This is a genomic window from Xanthomonas hortorum (assembly GCF_011305375.1).
GTDB classification, from domain to species: Bacteria; Pseudomonadota; Gammaproteobacteria; order Xanthomonadales; family Xanthomonadaceae; genus Xanthomonas; species Xanthomonas hortorum_E.
In genome coordinates this window covers 162,592-182,959 of record NZ_VCME01000007.1, presented here as the reverse complement: position 1 = coordinate 182,959, position 20,368 = coordinate 162,592, and the positions used below count along the sequence as shown (strand labels likewise).

Annotated in this window: 16 protein-coding genes; 5 read left to right on the top strand and 11 right to left on the bottom strand. The window is 64.7% G+C overall.

Annotated elements, in window-relative coordinates:
* Positions 1-18 precede the first annotated feature (18 nt).
* On the bottom strand, positions 19-612 hold the full coding sequence (gene msuE, locus FFY45_RS08545) for an FMN reductase (protein ID WP_176340105.1): 594 nt from the start codon (positions 610-612) through the stop codon (positions 19-21).
* A 97-nt stretch (positions 613-709) separates the two neighbouring features.
* Here msuE and FFY45_RS08540 point away from each other — a divergent pair, with 97 nt between their 5' ends.
* From FFY45_RS08540 to FFY45_RS08530, 3 genes are all read left to right on the top strand, one after another.
* Positions 710-1,624 carry a LysR family transcriptional regulator gene (locus tag FFY45_RS08540; RefSeq protein ID WP_023903024.1) on the top strand — a complete coding sequence of 305 codons (915 nt, stop codon included), beginning with the start codon at positions 710-712 and terminating at the stop codon, positions 1,622-1,624.
* A 106-nt stretch (positions 1,625-1,730) separates the two neighbouring features.
* A complete protein-coding gene (locus FFY45_RS08535; RefSeq protein WP_439333521.1) occupies positions 1,731-2,600 on the top strand; it encodes a methylenetetrahydrofolate reductase in 870 nt (289 codons plus the stop codon).
* Between the two features lie 336 nt (positions 2,601-2,936).
* The gene (locus tag FFY45_RS08530; RefSeq protein ID WP_176340104.1) at positions 2,937-4,895 is read left to right on the top strand and encodes a choice-of-anchor X domain-containing protein; all 1,959 of its coding nucleotides are present in this window, start codon (positions 2,937-2,939) and stop codon (positions 4,893-4,895) included.
* Between the two features lie 557 nt (positions 4,896-5,452).
* On the opposite strand, the gene FFY45_RS08525 is transcribed toward FFY45_RS08530, so the two are convergent.
* From FFY45_RS08525 to FFY45_RS08515, 3 genes are read right to left on the bottom strand one after another with little or no spacing between them, the layout of a single operon-like run.
* Positions 5,453-6,886, bottom strand: a complete 1,434-nt coding sequence (locus FFY45_RS08525; protein ID WP_176340103.1) for an efflux transporter outer membrane subunit — start codon at positions 6,884-6,886, stop codon at positions 5,453-5,455.
* Positions 6,883-10,032 (bottom strand): efflux RND transporter permease subunit, encoded by a 3,150-nt coding sequence (locus FFY45_RS08520; protein ID WP_176340102.1) that lies wholly within the window; start codon positions 10,030-10,032, stop codon positions 6,883-6,885. The genes FFY45_RS08525 and FFY45_RS08520 overlap by 4 nt, the downstream gene beginning before the upstream one ends.
* A gap of 9 nt (positions 10,033-10,041) precedes the next feature.
* Positions 10,042-11,313, bottom strand: coding sequence for an efflux RND transporter periplasmic adaptor subunit (locus tag FFY45_RS08515; protein ID WP_176340101.1), 1,272 nt, complete (start codon positions 11,311-11,313; stop codon positions 10,042-10,044).
* A 263-nt stretch (positions 11,314-11,576) separates the two neighbouring features.
* Here FFY45_RS08515 and baeS point away from each other — a divergent pair, with 263 nt between their 5' ends.
* Both baeS and FFY45_RS08505 read left to right on the top strand, forming a co-directional pair.
* Complete coding sequence (gene baeS / locus FFY45_RS08510; RefSeq protein ID WP_176340100.1) at positions 11,577-12,956, top strand: sensor histidine kinase efflux regulator BaeS; 1,380 nt, start codon at positions 11,577-11,579, stop codon at positions 12,954-12,956.
* Entirely contained in the window at positions 12,956-13,657 is a 702-nt protein-coding gene (locus tag FFY45_RS08505) for a response regulator (protein ID WP_176340099.1), read from the top strand. Before baeS ends, FFY45_RS08505 begins: the two co-directional genes overlap by 1 nt.
* 84 nt (positions 13,658-13,741) lie before the next feature.
* On the opposite strand, the gene FFY45_RS08500 is transcribed toward FFY45_RS08505, so the two are convergent.
* The 7 genes from FFY45_RS08500 to FFY45_RS08470 form a co-directional block, all read right to left on the bottom strand.
* Complete coding sequence (locus FFY45_RS08500) at positions 13,742-14,881, bottom strand: MFS transporter (RefSeq protein ID WP_176340098.1); 1,140 nt, start codon at positions 14,879-14,881, stop codon at positions 13,742-13,744.
* Between the two features lie 143 nt (positions 14,882-15,024).
* Entirely contained in the window at positions 15,025-15,876 is an 852-nt protein-coding gene (gene purU, locus FFY45_RS08495; protein ID WP_176340245.1) for a formyltetrahydrofolate deformylase, read from the bottom strand.
* 68 nt (positions 15,877-15,944) lie between these two features.
* Positions 15,945-16,337, bottom strand: a complete 393-nt coding sequence (locus FFY45_RS08490; protein ID WP_023902251.1) for an XVIPCD domain-containing protein — start codon at positions 16,335-16,337, stop codon at positions 15,945-15,947.
* A gap of 213 nt (positions 16,338-16,550) precedes the next feature.
* The gene (locus FFY45_RS08485; RefSeq protein WP_176340097.1) at positions 16,551-17,429 is read right to left on the bottom strand and encodes an NAD(P)-dependent oxidoreductase; all 879 of its coding nucleotides are present in this window, start codon (positions 17,427-17,429) and stop codon (positions 16,551-16,553) included.
* A gap of 81 nt (positions 17,430-17,510) precedes the next feature.
* Positions 17,511-18,608, bottom strand: coding sequence for an NADH:flavin oxidoreductase/NADH oxidase (locus FFY45_RS08480; protein ID WP_500692575.1), 1,098 nt, complete (start codon positions 18,606-18,608; stop codon positions 17,511-17,513).
* 81 nt (positions 18,609-18,689) lie between these two features.
* A complete protein-coding gene (locus tag FFY45_RS08475) occupies positions 18,690-19,571 on the bottom strand; it encodes an NAD-dependent protein deacetylase (RefSeq protein WP_176340096.1) in 882 nt (293 codons plus the stop codon).
* Entirely contained in the window at positions 19,568-20,188 is a 621-nt protein-coding gene (locus FFY45_RS08470) for a TetR/AcrR family transcriptional regulator (protein ID WP_043889642.1), read from the bottom strand. The genes FFY45_RS08475 and FFY45_RS08470 overlap by 4 nt, the downstream gene beginning before the upstream one ends.
* Between the last annotated feature and the right edge of the window lie 180 nt (positions 20,189-20,368).

The following is a 20,368-nucleotide window of genomic DNA, read 5'->3' as shown; positions in this document are numbered from 1 at the left end:
CCGTGGGCGGGATGGCCCTCAGGCCGCCGCGACTTTTTCTGCGGCGATGGCACCTGCATGCCGCGTCAATGCGATCAGCGGCAATGCCCGCTGCACCGCCAGCCTGGCGCGCTCGGCCAGCGCCTCGTTGTGCACGCGGTAATCCAGAAAGTCCCGGTCGGTGGCGTAGACGCCCAGCGGCAACGTGCGTGCCTGGAAGAAACTGAAAAGCGGCCGCAGCTGGTGGTCGATCACCAATGCATGGCGGTCGCTGCCGCCGGTTGCAGCCAATAGGACGGGCGTGTCGATCAAGGCGTCCTGATGGATGAAGTCGAAGAAGTGCTTGAACAGCCCGGTGAAGGACCCGCGATAGACCGGTGTTGTCACCACCAGCACGTCGGCCTGCTCCACGGCGAGCAGTTCCTGCTCCACCGTTGCGGGCAACTGCGAGCGCCAGACCGCCCCGGCGAACTGCGGTGCCAACGCCCCGAGTTCGACCAGATGCTGCTCGCACGGCACTGCATCGGCGATCAGGGCCAGCAGATGCTCGGCCAGGGCGACGGCCTTGGACGGGCGTTGCATCCCGCCGGAGACCGCGACGACGCGGAGTGGGTGTGGCACGTTGACAGTCATGCAGGTGGACCTAGAACGACGAACCCGGATGCTAGGGCTCGCATTCAATGAAGTAAAATGGTGTTATTTCAACAATCCATGAATTCGGATCATCTGAATGCTTGAGCGCATCCATCTCACCATCGTCCAGCAGGTCGAGCAGCAAGGCTCGCTGACGGCCGCCGCCGGCGTGTTGAACCTGACCCAGTCGGCGCTGAGCCACAGCATGAAAAAGCTGGAGCAGCAGCTGGGCACCGACGTCTGGCTGCGCGAGGGGCGCAGCCTGCGGCTGACCCAGGCCGGCCAGTATCTGCTGGCGGTGGCCAACCGGGTGCTGCCGCAACTGGACCTGGCCGAAGAGCGCCTGGGGCAGTTCGCGCAGGGCGAACGCGGTGCGTTGCGCATCGGTATGGAATGCCATCCCTGCTACCAGTGGCTGCTCAAGCTGGTGGCGCCCTATCTGGCCACCTGGCCGGATGTGGATGTGGACGTCAAGCAGAAGTTCCAGTTCGGCGGCATTGGCGCGCTGTTCGGCTACGAGATCGACCTGCTGGTCACGCCCGACCCGCTGTACAAGCCCGGGCTGCGGTTCGAGCCGGTGTTCGACTACGAGCAGGTGCTGGTCGTGGCCAGCGGCCATGCGCTGGCGTCGGCTGCCTACGTCAAGCCGCAGCAGCTGACACGCGAGGTGCTCATCAGCTATCCCGTGGACCTTGAGCGGCTGGACATCTACAGCCAGTTCCTGCTGCCGGCCGGTGTCACGCCCAGGCGCCACAAAGCCATCGAAACCACCGACATCATGATGCAGATGGTGGCCAGCGGCCGCGGCGTGGCCGCCATGCCACGCTGGCTGGTGGAGGAATATGCCTCCAGGATGGACGTGGTGCCGGTCCGGCTGGGTGCGCGCGGCATCCCCAAGCAGATCTTCCTGGGCGCACGCGAGGCAGATATCGCCATCGACTACCTGCGCGCCTTCATCGAACTGGCGCGCGCGCCTGGCAATGGCAGCGCCACTCCACCGGGAGCCCACTGATGGACAGCATCGCCAGGCGCGTGTGTTGCATGGACCGCCTTCCCGCTCGATCAGCGCTGACATGCGGGAGCCACCCAATCGCCACCAGAGGACGGCAACCCCTTTGATGTATCCGGATCCGCCCAGCCTCGCCAGCACCCTCACCGACGGCTATTCGTTGGAGGTCGGCGCAAACGACATGCCCGCGCTGGCCGCAGCGGCACAGCGGATCCTGCGTGGCTCAACCATTGCCATCCCCTACCTGCCCAGCCAGAACGACGACGCGCGACTGGCCGCAGCACAGACGGTGCGCACCCTCGGTTTCGCGCCCATGCCGCACCTTTCGGCGCGCCGCATCGCCTCGCTCGATGCGTTGCACGCCTTCGTCGGGCGCGCCGTCGATGAAGCCGGCGTTGAGCGCTGCCTGGTGATCGCAGGTGATGCGCCCTCTGCGATCGGGCCGTTTTCGGACAGCGTGTCGCTGATCGATACAGGTGTTTTCGAGCACTCGGGCATCAAGACCATCGGCGTGGCAGGGCATCCGGAAGGACATCCGAGGATGCCTGCAACCGATCAATGGGATGTACTGGAACGCAAGTGTCGCAGCATTGCCGAGCGCGGCATGGCGCCGCTGATCGTCACCCAGTTCGCGTTCGATGCCGACATCGTGCTGACGTGGCTGGAAGCGCTGCGCGCGCGTGGCATTGCACATCCCGTGCGTGTGGGCGTTCCCGGTCCTGCCGGCGTCGCGGTGCTCGCGCGCTATGCCGCACGCTGCGGTGTCGGTGCATGCGCATCGATGTTGTCCAAGTACGGCATCTCGATCGGCAAGCTGTTCGGTAGCGCGGGGCCGGATCGTTTTGTGGATCGCCTCGCCACCGGCCTCACCGACGCGCATGGAGACATGAGCCTGCACTTCTTTCCCTTCGGCGGCATTGCGCAGTCTGTCGCGTGGGTAGAGCAGTATCGCTCCCGCACCGCCGCCCACATCTTGTAGACCTCGGCATCGCGAAGATCGCAATAGATTTCGCACGGTAGTCTGCAGTCCGTGCGGACTAAGACCCGCAGAGTTCGGCGGTCAACAGCGACCGCAGACTTACAGTTTTAGTTGGTATGGAAGTGTGGATCGTCGACATGTCCACGAACTAGATCACAGTCCGTACTATTCATTTCTGTGGATTTGTTGGCTGCGCGTGAGGTGCTGCAGCGCACAGCAGACCTGTCACAAGCGCGCGGTATAACCATCGGCGAATCGCGGCGAGGGGGCGCTGCATCCGGTGTCGTTGCCATGCGCAGCGGCATTGCTTCGCAACGTTCAAGGAGAGATGTCGCCATGCCGAAGCCGTCGCTATTGTCGTTACTGTGCAGCCTGTCGCTCGTGTCCCTGCCGCTTGCGGCGGCGGAGCTGCAGCCCAAACAACTGGCTGGCCCACCGGAGGAGTTCGCGCAGATGCGCGCGCCCGATCCGGCCGAGTCGGCGATTCTGTCCAAGAGCGCATTACTACCGGTGGAATTGACGCCGGCCGGTACATCGGCGCGCTGGCAAGGCACCTTGCCGGTGGAAAACGGCCACCTGCGTTTCATGGTGTTGGCCGGCGACCAGCCGTGGGATGCGGCAGTGACTGCGCCACGCATTGCCGGCGCGCGTGTCGCTGCCGTTGCACCGCAACTGCAGGCGCAACGCACACTGCTGGGCAGCGCAGAGAGTGGCACCAGCGGCATGCGTTACGCAGTGGAATCGGCACAGAACGGTGCATGGTCGCTGACCCTGCAATCGGCATCGCCGGTGGCGCAGCGCGGCTATGTCTTGATGGAAGGCGATGCACGCACGCAGTTGGCTTCGTATGCGCGCAATCGTCGCCAGCAGGTGGGTCAATCGCTGACGCTCAACGCGCTGCTCAGCGGCAACGATGCACGCGGCGCGACCTTGCTTGCCGCGCAGGCTGGGCAGATCGAGACAGCCAGTCTGCGTGTGATCGACCCGCAAGGCGGCATCCGCACACTGCCGATGGCCGATGACGGGCAACACGACGATGGTGCAGCCGGCGATGGTGTGTATGGCGGTACATTTCAACCGAGTAGCGAGGGCACCTGGATTGCACAGGTGATCGTGCACGGTCACGACCAGGCCGGGCAGCCGTTCGTGCGCACCAGCGAGCATGTGTTGCCGGTGCTGGACACCTCGTTGCGTTTGCTCGGCAATGCACTGAGCGCACGTGCTGCCGATGGCACACGGCTCAGCATTGCGTTGCCCGTCGCGGCACGTGGCAAGGCACCGTCGCATTACCGCGTGTTCGGCCAGGTGTGGGGTACCGATGCCAAAGGCAAGGAGGTGCCGGTAGCATGGATCGGCGGCATGCTGACGCCGCAACAAGGCCAGTTGCCACTGAGCCTGGACGAACGCTGGATTGCGCGTGCCGGTGCACGTGCGCCGTTTAGCGTGCGTGGGCTGCGTATCGAAGATCCGGACCATTACATCCCGCTGGTGCAGGCCGACACGCTGCCGTTGCAGCTGCCCGCGTTACGGCGTGCCAGCATCGCGCGGTCTGCCGGTGCGATCGACGAAAGCATGCGTATGGGGCCGCGCCCGACTGCGTTGGTCAGTGCCAGTGCAATGGCGCAGCCGCAGGCCGCCGGCTCGCAACTGGTGCTGGTGCACGGCTATTGCTCCAACGGCGTGTGGCCGCAGGCGCAATTCACCAATGCTTCGTCGTTTATCGATGCCAAACAGAACCGCAGCAACGACCAGTTCGCGCAAAGGTTGGCGCAGTTCGCCAGCCAGTGGTCTTCGTTCGCCACGGTGGCGCACAGCCAGGGCGGCATGGCCGCGCTGCATCTGTATACCTACTACTGGAGCGGGCTGGATAACGCCAGCGGCGGGCGGGTGATGCAGTCGGTGGGCACGCCGTATCAAGGCACCAACCTGTCGGGCATTCTGGCGGCGGTGGGTTCGTGGTTCGGCGTGGGTTGCGGCACCAATACCGACATGACCTACGACGGTGCGAAGGCGTGGCTGGCCGGCATTCCGGCCGATGCGCGGGCCAAGGTCAACTACTACACGACCTCGTTCGCCAAGACCAACTGGTATACCAACGACTACTGCAATGCGGCCTCGGATCTGGTGTTGAACGATCCGGAAGACGGCACCGTGGAGCAGGTCAATGCGCAGCTGCCGGGCGGCGTCAATCGCGGCCACACCACGGGGCAATGCCACACCACCGGCATGCGTGATCCGGCGCAGTATCTGGATGCCAGCCGCAATGCGGTGATGAACGCCAACGCTGCGAAGTAATGCGACGTGCAATGCGATGGCCGGCGTTTGCGTCGGCCATCGCAGTACGCGTGGGAACACTTAGAGCGATTAACAAAACGTAGCGAGTAGTCGTCAGGTGGGTGCGCAGTAGTTTTGATAGCCGCTCTTTGCGTGTTGCATGCAGTTAGTTCTTGCTCGCCTAAGCGCGGCCAACACGACTCCTACGTTCACGGATCTTGGTTGGCTTGAGAGGTGATTGAACGGCGTGGGTGCTTGGGCTTTTAGAGCGGATGATCCGCGGGTTTGCTGCAGGGCCCTTGCCCGCCCACCGTCGCGGGACACGCCGCAAGTACGTCCGTGTTGCCGCGTAAGGTCCCGCGACGGTGGGCGGGCAAGGACCAGTCGAGATGGTCGATGCGCGTAGCTCTTTTCCAAGCAACCTACAAACTCTCTGGTGCGGTGTCCTCACCGCTTGCGGGACCGTGTGGCGGCATGGATGCCGCCACCGAGCCTCCAGGGACGGATTCACGGCGTGTCCCGCAAGCGGTGAGGGCACCACGCACTCGACTCACCGAGGCAAGCGCATCCATGCAGGGCTACTGTTGCGCCAACGGTTGCGACTGCGCATCGGCGCCGCCACCGAGCACCTTGTACAGGCTCACCCGATTGCTCGCCTCGGTCAGACGCAGGCTGATCAAGGTCTGTTGCGCGCTATAGAGCGTGCGTTGCGCGTCCAGCGCCACCAGATAACTGTCCACGCCATTGCGGTAGCGCGCATCCGACAGGGTGAAGCCGCGTTGTGCGGCATCCACCAGGGCGCGTTGCGCGTCCATGCGCTCGTCCAGTTGTGTGCGTTCGGCTAGTGCGTCGGCCACTTCGCTGAAGGCAGTCTGGATCGCCAGTTCGTACTGCGCGATGGTGATGTCTTTCTGCAGCTTGGCCACGTCCAGTTCGGCCTTCAAGGCGCCGGCACGGAAGATCGGCACGCTGACGCTGGGCGAGAACGACCAGGTGTGGTCGCCCTCGAACAGGCTGGACAAGGCATCGCTGCCGCGCCCGACGTTGCCGGTGAGCGAGATGGTGGGGAAGAACGCGGCGCGGGCGGCGCCGATATCGGCATTGGCGGCCTTGAGCGTGTGTTCGGCCGACAACACGTCCGGGCGCTGCAGCAGCACGCGCGATTCCAGCTGGGCCGGTAGCGGTGCCAATGCCACACCGGTATCGATCGCATCGGCAGCCGGGAGCAACGCCGCTGGCACCTGTGTGCCGGCGACCAGATTCAGGGCATTGCGTGACTGCGCCAGCTGGGTGGTGAAACTGGCCACATCGGCACGCGCACTTTCCACACTGGTCTGGATCTGGGCCAGATCCAACCCGGAGACGATGCCGTTCTCGTGTTGCAGTTCGGTCAAGCGCAATGTCTTGCGCTGGCTCTCCAGCGTCTGCTGCGCAAGCGCCAGCCGCTGCTGATCGGCAGCCACGGTAAGCCAGCCGCTGGCCACTTCGGCCACCAGGCTCAGGCGCGTGCTGCGTTGGGTCTGCTCACTGGCGAGATAGGTTTCCAGCGCCTCGTTCTTGAGGCTGCGGATGCGCCCGAACAGATCCAGCTCCCAACTGGTGATGCCCACTTGCCCGGTGGCGCTGCGGATGATCTGCGGCGCACCGGTGAAACTGGTCGCTGCCGCAGCACGTTGCGCACTGTGCGAGACGGTGATATCCACCGCCGGGAACAGGTCCGCACGTTGAATGCGGTACTGCGCACGCGCCTGTTCGATGTTGAGCACCGCCACGCGCAGATCGCGATTGTTGTCCAGCGCCAGTGCGACCACTTGCTGCAGGCGTGGGTCGACCAGCACTTGCCGCCAATCCAGCGCAGCTGCATTGGACGTAGTGCTATCCGCGCTACCGGTGTCGCCGACAACGCTTGGCACCGGCGCATCCGGGCGTGCATAACGCGGCGCCATGCTGACGCAGCCACTCAATGCGATGGCACAGGTCACCGCCAGACTTACGGACAGGTTGCGCTTCACGGGGTCACCTCGGACGTACGGACGACGGTGGAGTGATCGGCGGCTTTACCCGGAAACAGGCTGCGCACCATCACGTAGAACAGCGGCACGAAGAAGATGCCCAGCAACGTGGAGGCCAGGGTGCCGCCGAGCACGCCGGTGCCCAGCGAATGACGCCCACCGGAGCCTGCGCCGCTGCTGATCACCATCGGCAGCACGCCGAGCATGAAGGCCAGCGAGGTCATCAGGATCGGGCGCAAACGCATGCGGGCGGCATGCAAGGTGGCTTCGATCAACGGCTGGCCTTTTTCTTCCAGTTCTTTTGCAAATTCCACGATCAGGATGCCGTTCTTGGCGGCCAGCCCCATCGTCGCCAGCAAGCCCACCTGGAAGTAGATGTCGTTGGACAGATCGCGCATCCAGGTGGCCAGCAGCGCGCCGACAATGCCTACCGGCACCGCCAGCATCACCGAGATCGGGATCGACCAGCTTTCATACAGCGCCGCCAGGCACAGGAAGACGAACACCAGCGATACCGCATACAACATCCAGGTCTGGGTGCCGGCGGCCTGCTCCTGATACGACATGCCCGACCAGGCGTAGCCCACGCCCTTGCCCATGCCATCGACTTCGCCGGCCACCGCCGTCATCGCATCGCCCGAGCTGATGCCCGGTGCGGCACTGCCGGTGATTTCCATCGATTCGCTGCCGTTGAAGCGCGTCAGCACCTGCGGTGCGTAGGCCCACGCACTGCTGGCGAAGGCCGAGAACGGCACCATCGCGGCATCGCTGTTGCGCACGTACCAGCGGTCGATATCGCTGGGCAACATGCGTGCGGACGCTTCGCCCTGCACGTACACACGCTTGACCCGGTTGTTGTTGAGGAAGTCGTTGACGTAACGCCCGCCCATCACCGTGGACAAGGTGGTGTTGATGTCGGCGGCGGCCACGCCCAACGCACCGGCCTTGGCGTCGTCGATCTGCACGCGGTAGGTGGGCGCGTCGTCCAGCCCGTTGAAGCGCACTGCACTCAGGCTCTGATTGCCGTTGGCCAGCTGCAGCAATTGCTTGCGTGCTTCCACCAAGGCTTCGTGCCCGTTGCCGGCGGCATCCTGCAACTGAAGGGTGAAACCGGAGCTGGTGCCCAAGCCGTTGATGGCCGGTGGCGTCAACGCAAACACCTGCGCGTCGGGCAGCGTCATCATCATCGCGCCGGTGATGCGTTGTGCCACTTCCTGCGCCGAGCCGTCTCGGTCGGCCCAGTCCTTCAGACGGATAAAGCCCATGCCCGAGTTCTGGCTGCTACCGGCCAGGCTGAAACCGGAGATGGTCATGATGCCCTGCACTTCCGGTTGCTTGAGGATGAACTGGGTGGCCTGGTCGATCGATTGCTGGGTGCGTTGCTGCGTGGCACCGGCCGGTGCGCTGAACATCACCATCAGCATGCCCTGGTCTTCTTCGGGCAGGAACGCGCTGGGCAGGCGCCAGAACAGCAGGCCCAGCACCAGCAGCAGTACCACATAGATCAGCGAGCCGAGCTTGCGATGGCTGACGATGCGCTCCACACCGCGCCCGTAGCTGTCGGTGCCGCGATCGAAGCGCGTGTTGAACCAGATGAAGAACCTGCCCAGCACGCCCTTGCGCGAGACATGGCCGCCCTTGTCGATGGGCTTGAGCAAGGTGGCGCATAGCGCAGGGCTCAAGGTCAGTGCGACTACCAACGACAGGATCATCGCCGCGGCAATCGTCACCGAGAACTGCCGATAGATCTCGCCGGTGGCACCACCGAAGAAGGCCATCGGCAGGAAGACCGCCGTGAGCACCAGCGCGATGCCGACCAACGCGCCGGTGATCTGGCCCATCGAGGTGTGCGTGGCCTCGCGCGGCGACATGCCCTGCTCGGCCATCAACCGCTCGACATTTTCCACCACCACGATGGCATCGTCGACCAACAAACCGATCGCCAGCACCATCGCGAACATGGTCAGCGTGTTGATCGAAAAACCCAGCAGCGACAACACGCCGAAGGTGCCCATCAACACCACCGGCACCGCGATCACCGGCACCAGCGTGGCACGCCAGTTCTGCAGGAACAGATACATCACCACGACCACCAGCACGATCGCTTCGATCAGGGTCTTGACCACTTCCTCGATGGAGATGCGCACGAACGGCGTGGTGTCGTAGGCGACCTCGTACTTCAGCCCGGCCGGAAAATACGGCTTGAGCGCATCCAGCTTGGCTTCCACCAGCTTGGCCGCATCCAGCGCATTGGCGCCGGTTGCCAGCTGCAGGCCCATGCCCGAGGCGGCCTTGCCGTTGAACTTGGAACTGGAACCGTAGGATTCCGAACCCAACTCCACCCGCGCGACATCGCGCAGGTACACGGTGGCGCCGCTTGCATCGGACTTGAGCACGATGTTCTCGAACTGCGCCGGCGTGCGCAGCTTGCTGCGCGAGGTCACCGTGGCATTCAACTGCTGGCCTTGCAGCGCCGGCAATGCACCCAGCGCGCCGGAGGACACATCGGCGTTCTGCGCGGCGATTGCTGTACTGACATCGGAGGGCATCAACGCGTAGGTGTGCAGTTTTTCCGGATCCAGCCATACGCGCATCGCGTACTCGGCACCGAACACGTTGACGCTGCCGATACCGTTGAGGCGGCTGATCGGGTCCTGCAACGAGGACACCATGTAGTCGCCGATGTCGGTGCTGTCCATGCTGCCGTCTTCGGAGGTGAAGGCCAGCACCATGAACATGCTGCCGCTGGCCGATTTGGTCACGGTGATGCCGTTGGTCTTGACCTCGTCGGGCAGCAACGCCTCGCCTTGCGATACCTTGTTTTGCACCTGCACCTGCGCGGTGTCCGGGTCGGTGCCGGAGTCGAAGGTGAGCGTGAGTTGCGCGGTGCCCGCCGAACTACTGCTGGAGGACATGTAGAGCAGATTGTCCAGACCGGTCATCTGCTGCTCGAGGATCTGCGTGACCGAGTTCTGCACGGTCTCTGCAGAAGCGCCGGTGTAGGTGGCGCTGACCGTCACCGATGGCGGTGCGATGTCCGGGTATTGCTCCAGCGGCAGCGAGAAGATCGAGATGGCGCCGGCCAGCGTGATGACGATGGCGATGACCCACGCGAAGATGGGGCGGTCGATAAAGAAACGAGCCATAAGAGTTCCTCAGTCGGCCTTGGGCGTGGCGCTGGCCGGCGCTGTTGGCTTGGCATTGGGCGTAGCTGCGGCGGGTGCACTCGGCGTCACTGCTGTGGGTGCAACCGGCGCCGCTGCAGCTGGCGTGGCCGCAGCGGCCTTTACTTCGCGCGTCTTCACCGGCATGCCGACCTGGATTTTCTGCAGGCCCTGCACGATCACGCTCTCGCCTGCAGAGAGGCCTTCGCTGACCACCCAGCGGTCGCCCACCGCATCGCCGGTCTTGAGCACGCGCTGCGCCACCTTGCCGTCGGCACCGACCACCATCGCCACCGCCTCGCCCTTGCTGTTGCGGGTGACGGCCTGCTGCGGCACCAGGATCGCCTGCTCGTTGACGGCCATCGACAGCACCGCCTTGACGTACATGCCGGGCAGCAACAGATGGTCGGGGTTCGGAATCACCGCACGCAGCTTCACCGTGCCGGTGGTGGCATCTACCGCGGTGTCCACTACTTCCAGCGTGCCTGTACGCGCGTAAACGCTGCCGTCTTCCAGCAGCAACTTGACCTCGGCCTTGCCGTCCACCGCCTTGACCTGGCCGGCATCGAGCTTGCGCCGCAACTGCAGCAGCTGCGCGCTGGATTGGCTGACATCCACATAGATCGGGTCGAGCTGGTTGATGGTGGTCAGCACATCGGTCTGGTCGGCAGTGACAAGTGCGCCCGGGGTAAAGCTCGAGGTACCGATACGGCCGCTGATCGGCGCGGTGATGCGGGTGAAATCCAAATTGAGTTTTGCGGTCTGTAACGCGGCCTTTGCGGCAGTCACCGCGGCCTCGTTCTGACGCAACGTGGCGATGGCGTCATCGCCATCCTGCTGGCTCACAGCATCCAGCTTGACCAGTGTCTGATACCGCTGCGCCTTGGGCTTGGCCGAGAGCACTGCCGCTTGCGCCTGCGCCAGCTCGCCCTGCGCGGAGGCATACGCGGCCTGGAACGCGGCCGGCTCGATCTGGTACAGCACCTGGCCGGCCTGCACCTGCTCGCCTTCGATAAACAGCCGCTTGCGCAGGATGCCGCCCACTTGCGGGCGTACTTGGGCGCTCTGATAGGCCACCGTGCGACCGGGCAGGGTCTGGTCCAACGCCAGGCGCTGCACGTCCACGCGTTGCACACCCACTCCCACTTGCCGCTGCTGCGGCGCTTGCGCAGGCGAACAGGCCGCCAGCGCGACGGTGATCATGGCGGCCAGCAGCCATTGGCGCGGTACCACGGCAGAACGGGAAGAAGCGACGGAACGCATGCGGCGCACTCGGGAATGATCGGAGGATGCGCACGCTACGCTGCGAATATGGAGCAAATTTGAAGATTTGCGTTGACAGACAGCAGGCGCTTGCTTTCGGGGTTTAATGAAGTCCCAATACGGGTGTGCAAGACAGGCGGCGCACTTGGCGTCTGCACTTGGCGTCTGCAGTCGACGCCGCTGCAGTCGCCATTCAATGCAGGCAGTCATGACAGCAAGCGCACGTGCGTGACCTCATTCGCAACAAGGTTTTCCCAACGTCGATGAAACTCGGAATCACCGCCAAACTCTTTCTCGCCATCCTGAGCGCGTGCATCGCAGTGCTGCTGATCAATGGCCTGGCCGGGCAGCTATTACTCAGAAAGCAGTTTCTCGACTATCTCAGCGAGCAAGGCATCGAGCGGATGATGGAAGTGTTGCCGCGCGTGCAGGCCGATTACGCCAAGCATGGCGACTGGAACTTCATCCGCGACAATCCCGATGCCTGGTTCGTGCTGATGCGCCCGGAGCTGGCGCAAAATCTGCCACCGCGCGCGCCGCCGATCTCCGACCAGACCGGCGCAGTGTTTCGCTTCGCGCTGCTGGATCGCGATTACCGCGTGATCATCGGCAACCCCGATGTCAGCCGCACCGACACGCTACGCCCGGTCGTGGTGCGCGGGCAGACGGTGGGTTGGATGGGCATGCTGCCGTTCGAGAGGGTGCTGACGGCCAACGACGCACGCTTCTTTCAAGCCCAGCAACGTGTGTGGTGGACAGTGGGCGCGGCATCGATCGGTGTCGCTGCGCTGTTTGGCTGGTTGTTGTCGCGCACCTTGCTGCGCCGCCTGCGTGGCTTGACAGTGGCAACCCATCGCCTGGCCGCCGGCGACTACGGCACGCGATTGCACGCGGGCATGCGCGATGAACTCGACCAGCTCGCGCGCGACTTCAACCAACTGGCGCAGGCACTGGACAACAACGAACGCGCGCGCCGCGATTTCATGGCCGATGTCTCGCACGAACTGCGCACGCCACTGGCGGTACTGCGCGCCGAACTGGAAGCGCTGCAGGACGGTATCCGGCCGATGACGCGTGAGTCGCTGAGCTCGCTGCATCAGGAGGTCGGCCAACTCGGCAAGCTGATCGAAGATCTGTACGACCTGTCGCTGACCGATGTGGGCGCGTTGGCGTATCGGCACGCGCCGATCGATCTGAGTGTGGTGTTGCAATCCACACTGGCCGGCATGCAGATGCGCATCGCTGCAGCCGGGCTCACGCTGCAGGTCGACGGCATCAATGCGCCACTGCACGTCAACGGCGATGAGCGCCGCCTGCAGCAGTTGCTCTCCAATCTGCTGGAGAATTCACTGCGCTATACCGATGCCGGCGGCCAACTCGTTGTGCACTGCGCACGACGCGGGCATGCAGTGGAAATCGTGGTGGAAGACAGCGCGCCCGGCGTGCCGGCAGACAAGCTGGATCGCCTGTTCGAGCGCTTCTATCGTGTGGAAGGCTCGCGCAATCGCGCCAGCGGTGGCAGCGGGCTGGGCCTGGCGATCTGCCGCAATATCGTCGGCGCGCACGATGGCGAGATCCACGCGACCGCTTCGCCGTTGGGCGGCCTGCGCGTGACGCTGCGTCTGCCGGCATTGGAGGCGTAATGGACACCCAGACCGCACCGGCCACGCATGTGCTCATCGTCGAAGACGAACCGCGACTGGCCGCGGTGCTGGGCGAGTATCTGCACGCGGCCGGCTATTCGCATCATTGGGTGGCCGATGGCGCGCAGGCGATCGCAGCATTTCGCGCGCAGGCGCCGGATCTGCTGTTGCTCGATCTGATGCTGCCAAATCGCGATGGTCTGGACATCTGCCGCGAACTGCGCAGCATCAGCGCGATACCGGTGATCATGGTGACTGCGCGCGCCGAAGAGATCGACCGCCTGCTCGGGTTGGAGATCGGCGCCGACGATTACATCTGCAAACCCTTCAGCCCGCGCGAGGTGATCGCGCGCGTACGCGCGGTGCTACGCCGGCACCGGCATGATCCCAACAGCGAGCCGACGCACGGCCTGGTCATCGATGACGCCGCCTGCCGGGCCAGCGTGGCCGGACGCGACCTGGATCTGACCCAGGTCGAATTCCGCCTGCTGCGTACACTCTCCGCATCGCCGGGCCGCGTGTATTCGCGCGAACAGCTGATGGACCGTGTGTATGTGGACCACCGCATCGTCACCGACCGCACCGTGGACAGCCACATCAAGAATCTGCGCCGCAAACTGGCCGATGTGGGCGGCGAAGAGTGGGTGCGCTCGGTGTACGGCGTGGGCTACCGCTTCGAGTATTTACCCACCGAGGCGTAATCCCCGCTCCGCCCTTGGTAGGAGCGCGCCCGCGCGCGACGCATGACCGACAACTCACCAACGACAGGCGGATGACGCCCACACTCACACCTTCAACCACCGCGTGGAAATCGCCACGCCGACCATCAGCACCGCAACCCCGATCAAGGCACCGACCAGGCCGATGCCGTGGGCGGCGAACCCGATCAATGCCGGCCCGGCCAGAATGCCGGCGTAGCCCAACGTGGTGACTGCGGTGATGGCGATGCTCTCCGGCATGCGCGTCTGGTTGCCGGCCAGCGAGAACAAGGCCGGCACGATATTGGCGCACCCCAGCCCCACCAACACGTAACCGGCCAACGAGGCCTGCCACGGGCTCACCAGCGTGAGCACCAGAAAACCCGCGCTGGCCAGCAGCGCGCCAAGCACGATCGAGCGGATGCGCCCCAACCGCTCCACCACCGAGTCGCCCAACAGACGGGTCACCGTCATGGTCAACGCAAACGCCACATAGCCCAGACCGGCGGTGCTCGGGTTGACCTGGTGCACATCGGCCAGAAACACCGAGCTCCAGTCCAGAATGGTGCCCTCGGCCAGAAACACCACAAACGCCAGAATGCCGATAAACAGCACGATGCCCTTGGGCAGCGCGAGCAACGGCCCCTGCTGGGAGATGCGCTCGGCACGCCAATGCCGAACGGACAGTGCACCGACAAGCAGCATGGCAATCACACCGGCGATCGCAGCGCTCAGCGGACCAATGCGTGCCGACAACAGCAGCGTCATCGCACCGGCACCGACAAAGCCGCCGATGCTGAAAAACGCATGGAATCCGGACATCATCGCGCGCACGGCATCGCGTTCGACCACCACCGCCTGCATGTTCATTGCGCAATCCATCGCGCCCACGCCGGCACCGAACACGAACAACACCGCGCCCAGCATCCACGGGTTGGCGACAACGGCCAGAAACGGCAGGCTGATGCAGATCAATGCAGTCGTCACCGCCATCACCGTGCGAAAGCCGAAGCGCGCCGACAGGGCGCCGGCCAGCGGCATCGCCAGAAACGAGCCTGCGCCCAGGCACAGCAGGATCAACCCAAGCGCACCATCGTCCACGCTGGTCCTGGCCTTGGCGAACGGCACCAGCACCGCCCAGATGGCCGCAGCAAAACCGGGAATGAAGAACGCTGCGCGCGTGGCGTGTTGTTGCGCGCGAGCGCGGGAGGCAGGTGCAAGCGACATGCAAACAATTCCAATAGGAGCGGCGAACAGAAACGGCAACGGGGTCGCCAAGCCGGCGCTCGCTGGTTGAAACGTGGCATGACCACTGCTCCACCACGCTTGCTGCAACCGTCCCTGGCCGATGGGATGCGACGCGTCAACCGCTAGCGAAACACCACCGTGCGATGGCCATTGAGCACCACGCGATGTTCGACATGGCGGCGCACCGCACGCGCCAGCACCAGCGATTCGGTATCGCTGCCCAGCCGCACCAGATCGCGCGGCGTCATCGCGTGGTCCACGCGCGCCACGTCCTGTTCGATGATCGGGCCTTCGTCCAGGTCTTCGGTGACGTAATGCGCGGTGGCGCCGATGATCTTGACCCCGCGTGCGTGCGCCTGGTGGTACGGCTGCGCACCCTTGAAGCTGGGCAGAAAACTGTGATGGATATTGATCGCGCGCCCGGCCAATGCGCGGCATAGTTCCGGCGAAAGAATCTGCATGTAGCGCGCCAGCACCACCAGATCGATCTGCAAGGTCTCGACCAGTGCGAGCAGCTGCGCTTCCTGTGCAGCGCGCGTGTCTGCACTCACCGGCAGATGGTGGAAGGCGATGCCGTAGGAGGCCGCCAGCGGCGCGAAGTCGGCGTGGTTCGAGACCACCGCGGCGATGTCCACCGGCAGTTGCCGGCTATGCATGCGGAACAGCAGATCGTTGAGGCAATGGCCCTGCTTACTTACCAGCACCAGCAAGCGCGCGCGACGGCGCGCGTCGTGCAATTGCCACTGCATCTGGAATTCGTCGGCCAGCAGCGCAAAGCGCCGCTCCAGACCGGCGATCTCGGTGGCCTGCGGCTTGTTGAAGTGCACGCGCAGAAAGAAGCGGCCGCTTTCGTCGTCGCCGAACTGCTGTGCGTCGAGAATATTGCAGGCCAGATCGAACAATAGCCCGGTCACGCGATAGACGATGCCGGTACGGTCGGGACAGGACAGGGTAAGTATGTAGTCGGAGCGCATCTGCACAATGATAGCCAATGCGCGCAGCTGCGGGCGCGGTGCTTGCGCCCGTAACTTTTCCATCCGACTCAGCGCGGCGGCAGGCGCAGCATCAGCCGCCGATTGATCTCGTCCAGTTGCGCCATCGATGCCTCCACCGAGGTTTCCATCGCTTCGTGCGTGGTGATGTGCGCGCGCAGATGCGCGGGGTCGGAGAGCTCGCCACGCACCAGGAACACGTTCTCGCCCACTTCGCCGACATGCCGGCTGAGCACCACGTAGTCCACCTGATCGAAGCCGTGCTGTTTGGCCAGCGGCAACAGACGCGCGGCCATGCGCACGCTGGCCTCGTCGGTGGGTTTGTTCAACTCGGCATCGAGCACCGCCACCGCTTCGCGGATCTGCGCGAACAGATAATGGTCCGGATGCTCGGGATGGTCCGGGCCTACCGGGCCCTGGTCGACGACCGGTGCGGCGGTCATCGTGTAGCACCGGCGCAGACAAGTGCGCGCGGTGTGCGCTCGGTCGAACCGAGCGTGATATGCAGGTGTCGCATCGCATCCTCCCTGGAGCGGCGGCTATAACGAGCCGGCATTTTAGAAGGTCTGCTGCATGTTGGGGTGAGCAAGATGCATCGCGCATCGCCTTCAAGCGAAGCGCGATGCGCGCAACCCACTTGCGCCCCTGCGCTGCGATCAGGCCACTTGCCCTGCCCGGCGCGCCGACACCTCTGCCAGTACCGCCCAATCGGCGTTGCCGTCGCCATGGGCGATCGCCTCGTCCAGGCCGGCGCGCAGCAGCTCGCCCAGCGGCATCGGCACCTGCTTGTCGGCGCCGGCCTGGATGGCCAGATCCACGTCCTTGCGGCCCAGCGTGGCGGTGAAGCCGGCCGGCAGGTATTCGCGCTGCATGATCAGACGCCCGTAACCCTGGTACGCGGGCGCGGCGAACAAGGTGCTGGTAAGCATGCCCAGGAACTGGGTGGCCTCCACGCCATGGCCGCGTGCCAGCGCGCTGGCTTCGGCCATGGCGCCGATCGCACTGGCCAGGCAGAAGTTGGCCGCCAGCTTGACCGCATTGGCCTGCTCGGGGGTGCGGCCGATCTCCCAGGTGCGTTGGCCGAGCACATCGAACATCGGCTGCACGCGCGCCAATGCCGCCTCGTCGCCGGCGGCCAGAATGTTGAGCTTGCCGGCTTCGGCTACATCGACGCGGCCGAGCACCGGTGCGGCCACATAGGCCACGCCGCGCTCGGCATGCAGGGCGGTCAGCTCGTGCGCCAATGCCACCGAGATGGTGGCCATGTTGACGTGCACGCTGCCGGCCGGCAGCGCGTCCAGCACACCGCGTTCCAGCAGGGTTTCACGCACCGCGTTGTCGTCGGCCAGCATCGAGAACAACAGCGGGCCGTGTGCGGCGTCGCGTGGCGCGTCCACCACCGTTGCACCGGCCTGCCGCAGCGACTGCGCGCGCTCGGGCGAGCGATTCCACACACTCAGCTCGAACCCGCCGCGCAGCAGGTTGTGTGCCATCGGCAGGCCCATCGTGCCCAAGCCCAGAAATCCTATCGGCATCTGTTTTCCTTATGCGATCTTGCGTCAAGAGCGGCGATCAAACACCGGCCCGCTCTGCTTGTTTACCACTCCCGGCGTAAATCAGCTGGCGAACACGCCGCGCGCCTCACGTGGCTCGCAGCGCAAATATTGCGGCGCGGGCGTGACCGAGGCACCGAGTGCAGCGGCCGCATGCCACGGCCAGCGCGGGTCGTACAGAATGCCGCGCGCCAGTGCGATGGCATCGGCTTGGCCGTCTTGCACAATCGCCTCGGCCTGCGCCGGCTCGGTGATCAGGCCCACGCCGATCACCGGCGTGTTGACCTGCGCCTTGATCTGCTGCGCGAACGGAATCTGATAGCCCGCCTGCACCGGAATCTGCTGGCGCGGATCCAGCCCGCCGCTGGAGACATGGATGTAATGCGCACCGCGTGCATCCAGCGCCTTGGACAAGGCAATGCTCTGCGCAAGATCCCAACCGCCCTCCACCCAATCGGTGGCAGAAATCCGCACGCCGATGGCGATCTTGTCCGACACCGCCGCACGCACCGCATCGAAGATGCGCAAGGTCAGCCGCATGCGGTTCTCCAACGAACCGCCATACGCATCGCTGCGCTGATTGCTCAGCGGCGACAGGAACTGATGCATCAGATAGCCATGTGCGGCATGCAGCTCGATCAACTCCAGGCCCAGGCGTTCGGCGCGCTGGGCCGAGGCGACAAATGCATCGACCACTGCATCGATGCCGGCTTCATCCAGCGCCTGCGGCAACGGTTGGCCCTCGCGAAACGCCAGCGCCGATGCAGACACGGTCTGCCAGCCATGCGCGTGATCCGGTGCGATCGCCTCGCCTCCTTTCCACGGCAGATCGGTGGAAGCCTTGCGCCCGGCATGTGCCAATTGAATGCCGATCGGCATCGGCGACCAGCGCCGTACCGATTGCAGCACCTCGTCCAACGCCTGCTCGGTGGCGTCGTCGTACAAGCCCAGATCGGCGTAAGAGATGCGTCCCTGCGGCTGCACTGCGGCCGCTTCCAGAATCAGCAGGCCGGCACCGGATTGCGACAAGGTGCCCAGATGGATGCGGTGCCAGTCGCTGGCGCGGCCGTCCTGTGCGGAGTACTGGCACATCGGGGCGATGACGATCCGGTTGGCAAGCGCAAGCGGACCGAAGCGAATGGGGGAGAACAGCTGGCTCAAGAGGGCATCCACACATGACACGGGGATGCCCATTGCACTGCGCCGCGCGCGTGCGCACAACCGCTGCGATGGATCACTGCGTCATGCCGAGCGCGCACTGACGTCATTGACGCCGCGCGTACGCTGCGGGTCGACCGGCGCATGCAGGAACGCCAAGGCCTGCGCGCACGACTGCTCCACCTTCAGACTAAGCAGTTCGTCCGCACGGGTGCGTCCGAAGTTGAGCGCGGCGATCGGCAAGCCGTTGCGCGCGGCGGTCTGCACGAAACGAAAGCCCGAATACACCATCAGCGACGAGCCCACCACCAGCACCGCATCGGCCGCCTGCAGATGCGCAAATGCACGCTCCACGCGCTCGCGCGGCACGTTCTCGCCGAAGAACACCACATCCGGCTTGAGCACGCCGCCGCACACCGGGCACGGCGGCACCACAAAATGGTCGAAGGCCACATCGTCCAGATCGGCATCGCCATCGGGCGCCTGCGCGGCCTCCAGCTCGGCCCAACCGGGGTTAGCCTGTTCGAGCAACACCTGAAACTCGGTGCGTGGCATGCGGCGTTCGCAACCCATGCAGCGCACCACATCCAGCCGTCCATGCAGATCGATCACCGCCTGGCTGCCGGCGGCCTGATGCAGGCGATCCACATTCTGCGTCAGCAGCAGTTCCAGCTGGCCACGCGCTTCCAGCGCGGCAAGTGCGTGATGGGTGGCATTGGGTTGCGCCAGGCCGAAGCGCGGCCAGCCGACCAGACTGCGCGCCCAATAGCGTTGCCGCGTGGACAGCTCACCCATGAAGGCCTGGAAGGTCACCGGTTGCGGACGCTTCCAGCCGCCTTGCAGATCGCGGTAATCGGGGATGCCCGAATCGGTGCTGCAACCGGCGCCTGTGAGCACGAACAGGCGCCGATGGCGCTCGATGAAGTCCTGCAGCACGTAGCTGTCCTGAACGAGTGCCGCAGTCATCGTGCAACTCCGGTGGCGATGAGATAACTGTGCAGCAACAGCACCAGTTGCGCCTGTAGCGGTGCAACACGCGCCGCTGGCGCACCATCTTCCAGCAGGTTTCTCACCGGCCCGACAATGGCGGCCATCCCGATCTTGGCCACTGCCTCGCAGTCATCGAAGCGCACATCCGATGCGGTGGCGAGCGCAGCCGCAAACGCCTGCTGCGAGCGTTTGCGCGCCTGCGATCCCAGTGCCGCGCCACCATGCAGTTCGGCGATGGCATACAGCGCGCGCGAGACATCCACATGCTGCAATTTGGCCTGCACGAAGGCATGCACCAGCGCCTCGCATTGCTGCGCCAGCGTGCACCCATGGTGTTGCGCGCAGGCCTGCTCCACCGCGTGGATCGCCGCCTGCAGATGCCAGTCCAGCAAGGCGGTCAACATGGCCTGACGGTTCGGGTAGTACTGATACACGCTGCCCACCGAGACGCCAGCGCGCTCGGCCACCCGCGTGGTGGTGCAACCCTGCAGTCCGTCGGCCACCAAAACCTGAATGCTGGCCTGGCGGATGACCTCCACGGTGGCGCGCGAACGCGCTTGTTGCGGGGATTTACGCGTTTTTTGCAGCGGCAAGGAGGTGCTCACGAATGCGAATGTACACACTGACGGATGACACCTAGTCTGGGGGGCCTTCTTGGTGATTCCAAGGAAGCGTCTTCTGTCCAGCTCCGCGCCTGTTGCGCTGCGCGACGGTGCCGACCGCGCCTGATGCCTTCACCGTGCTGCTGGCAAGGGAGCTGCGTGGCGCAGCTT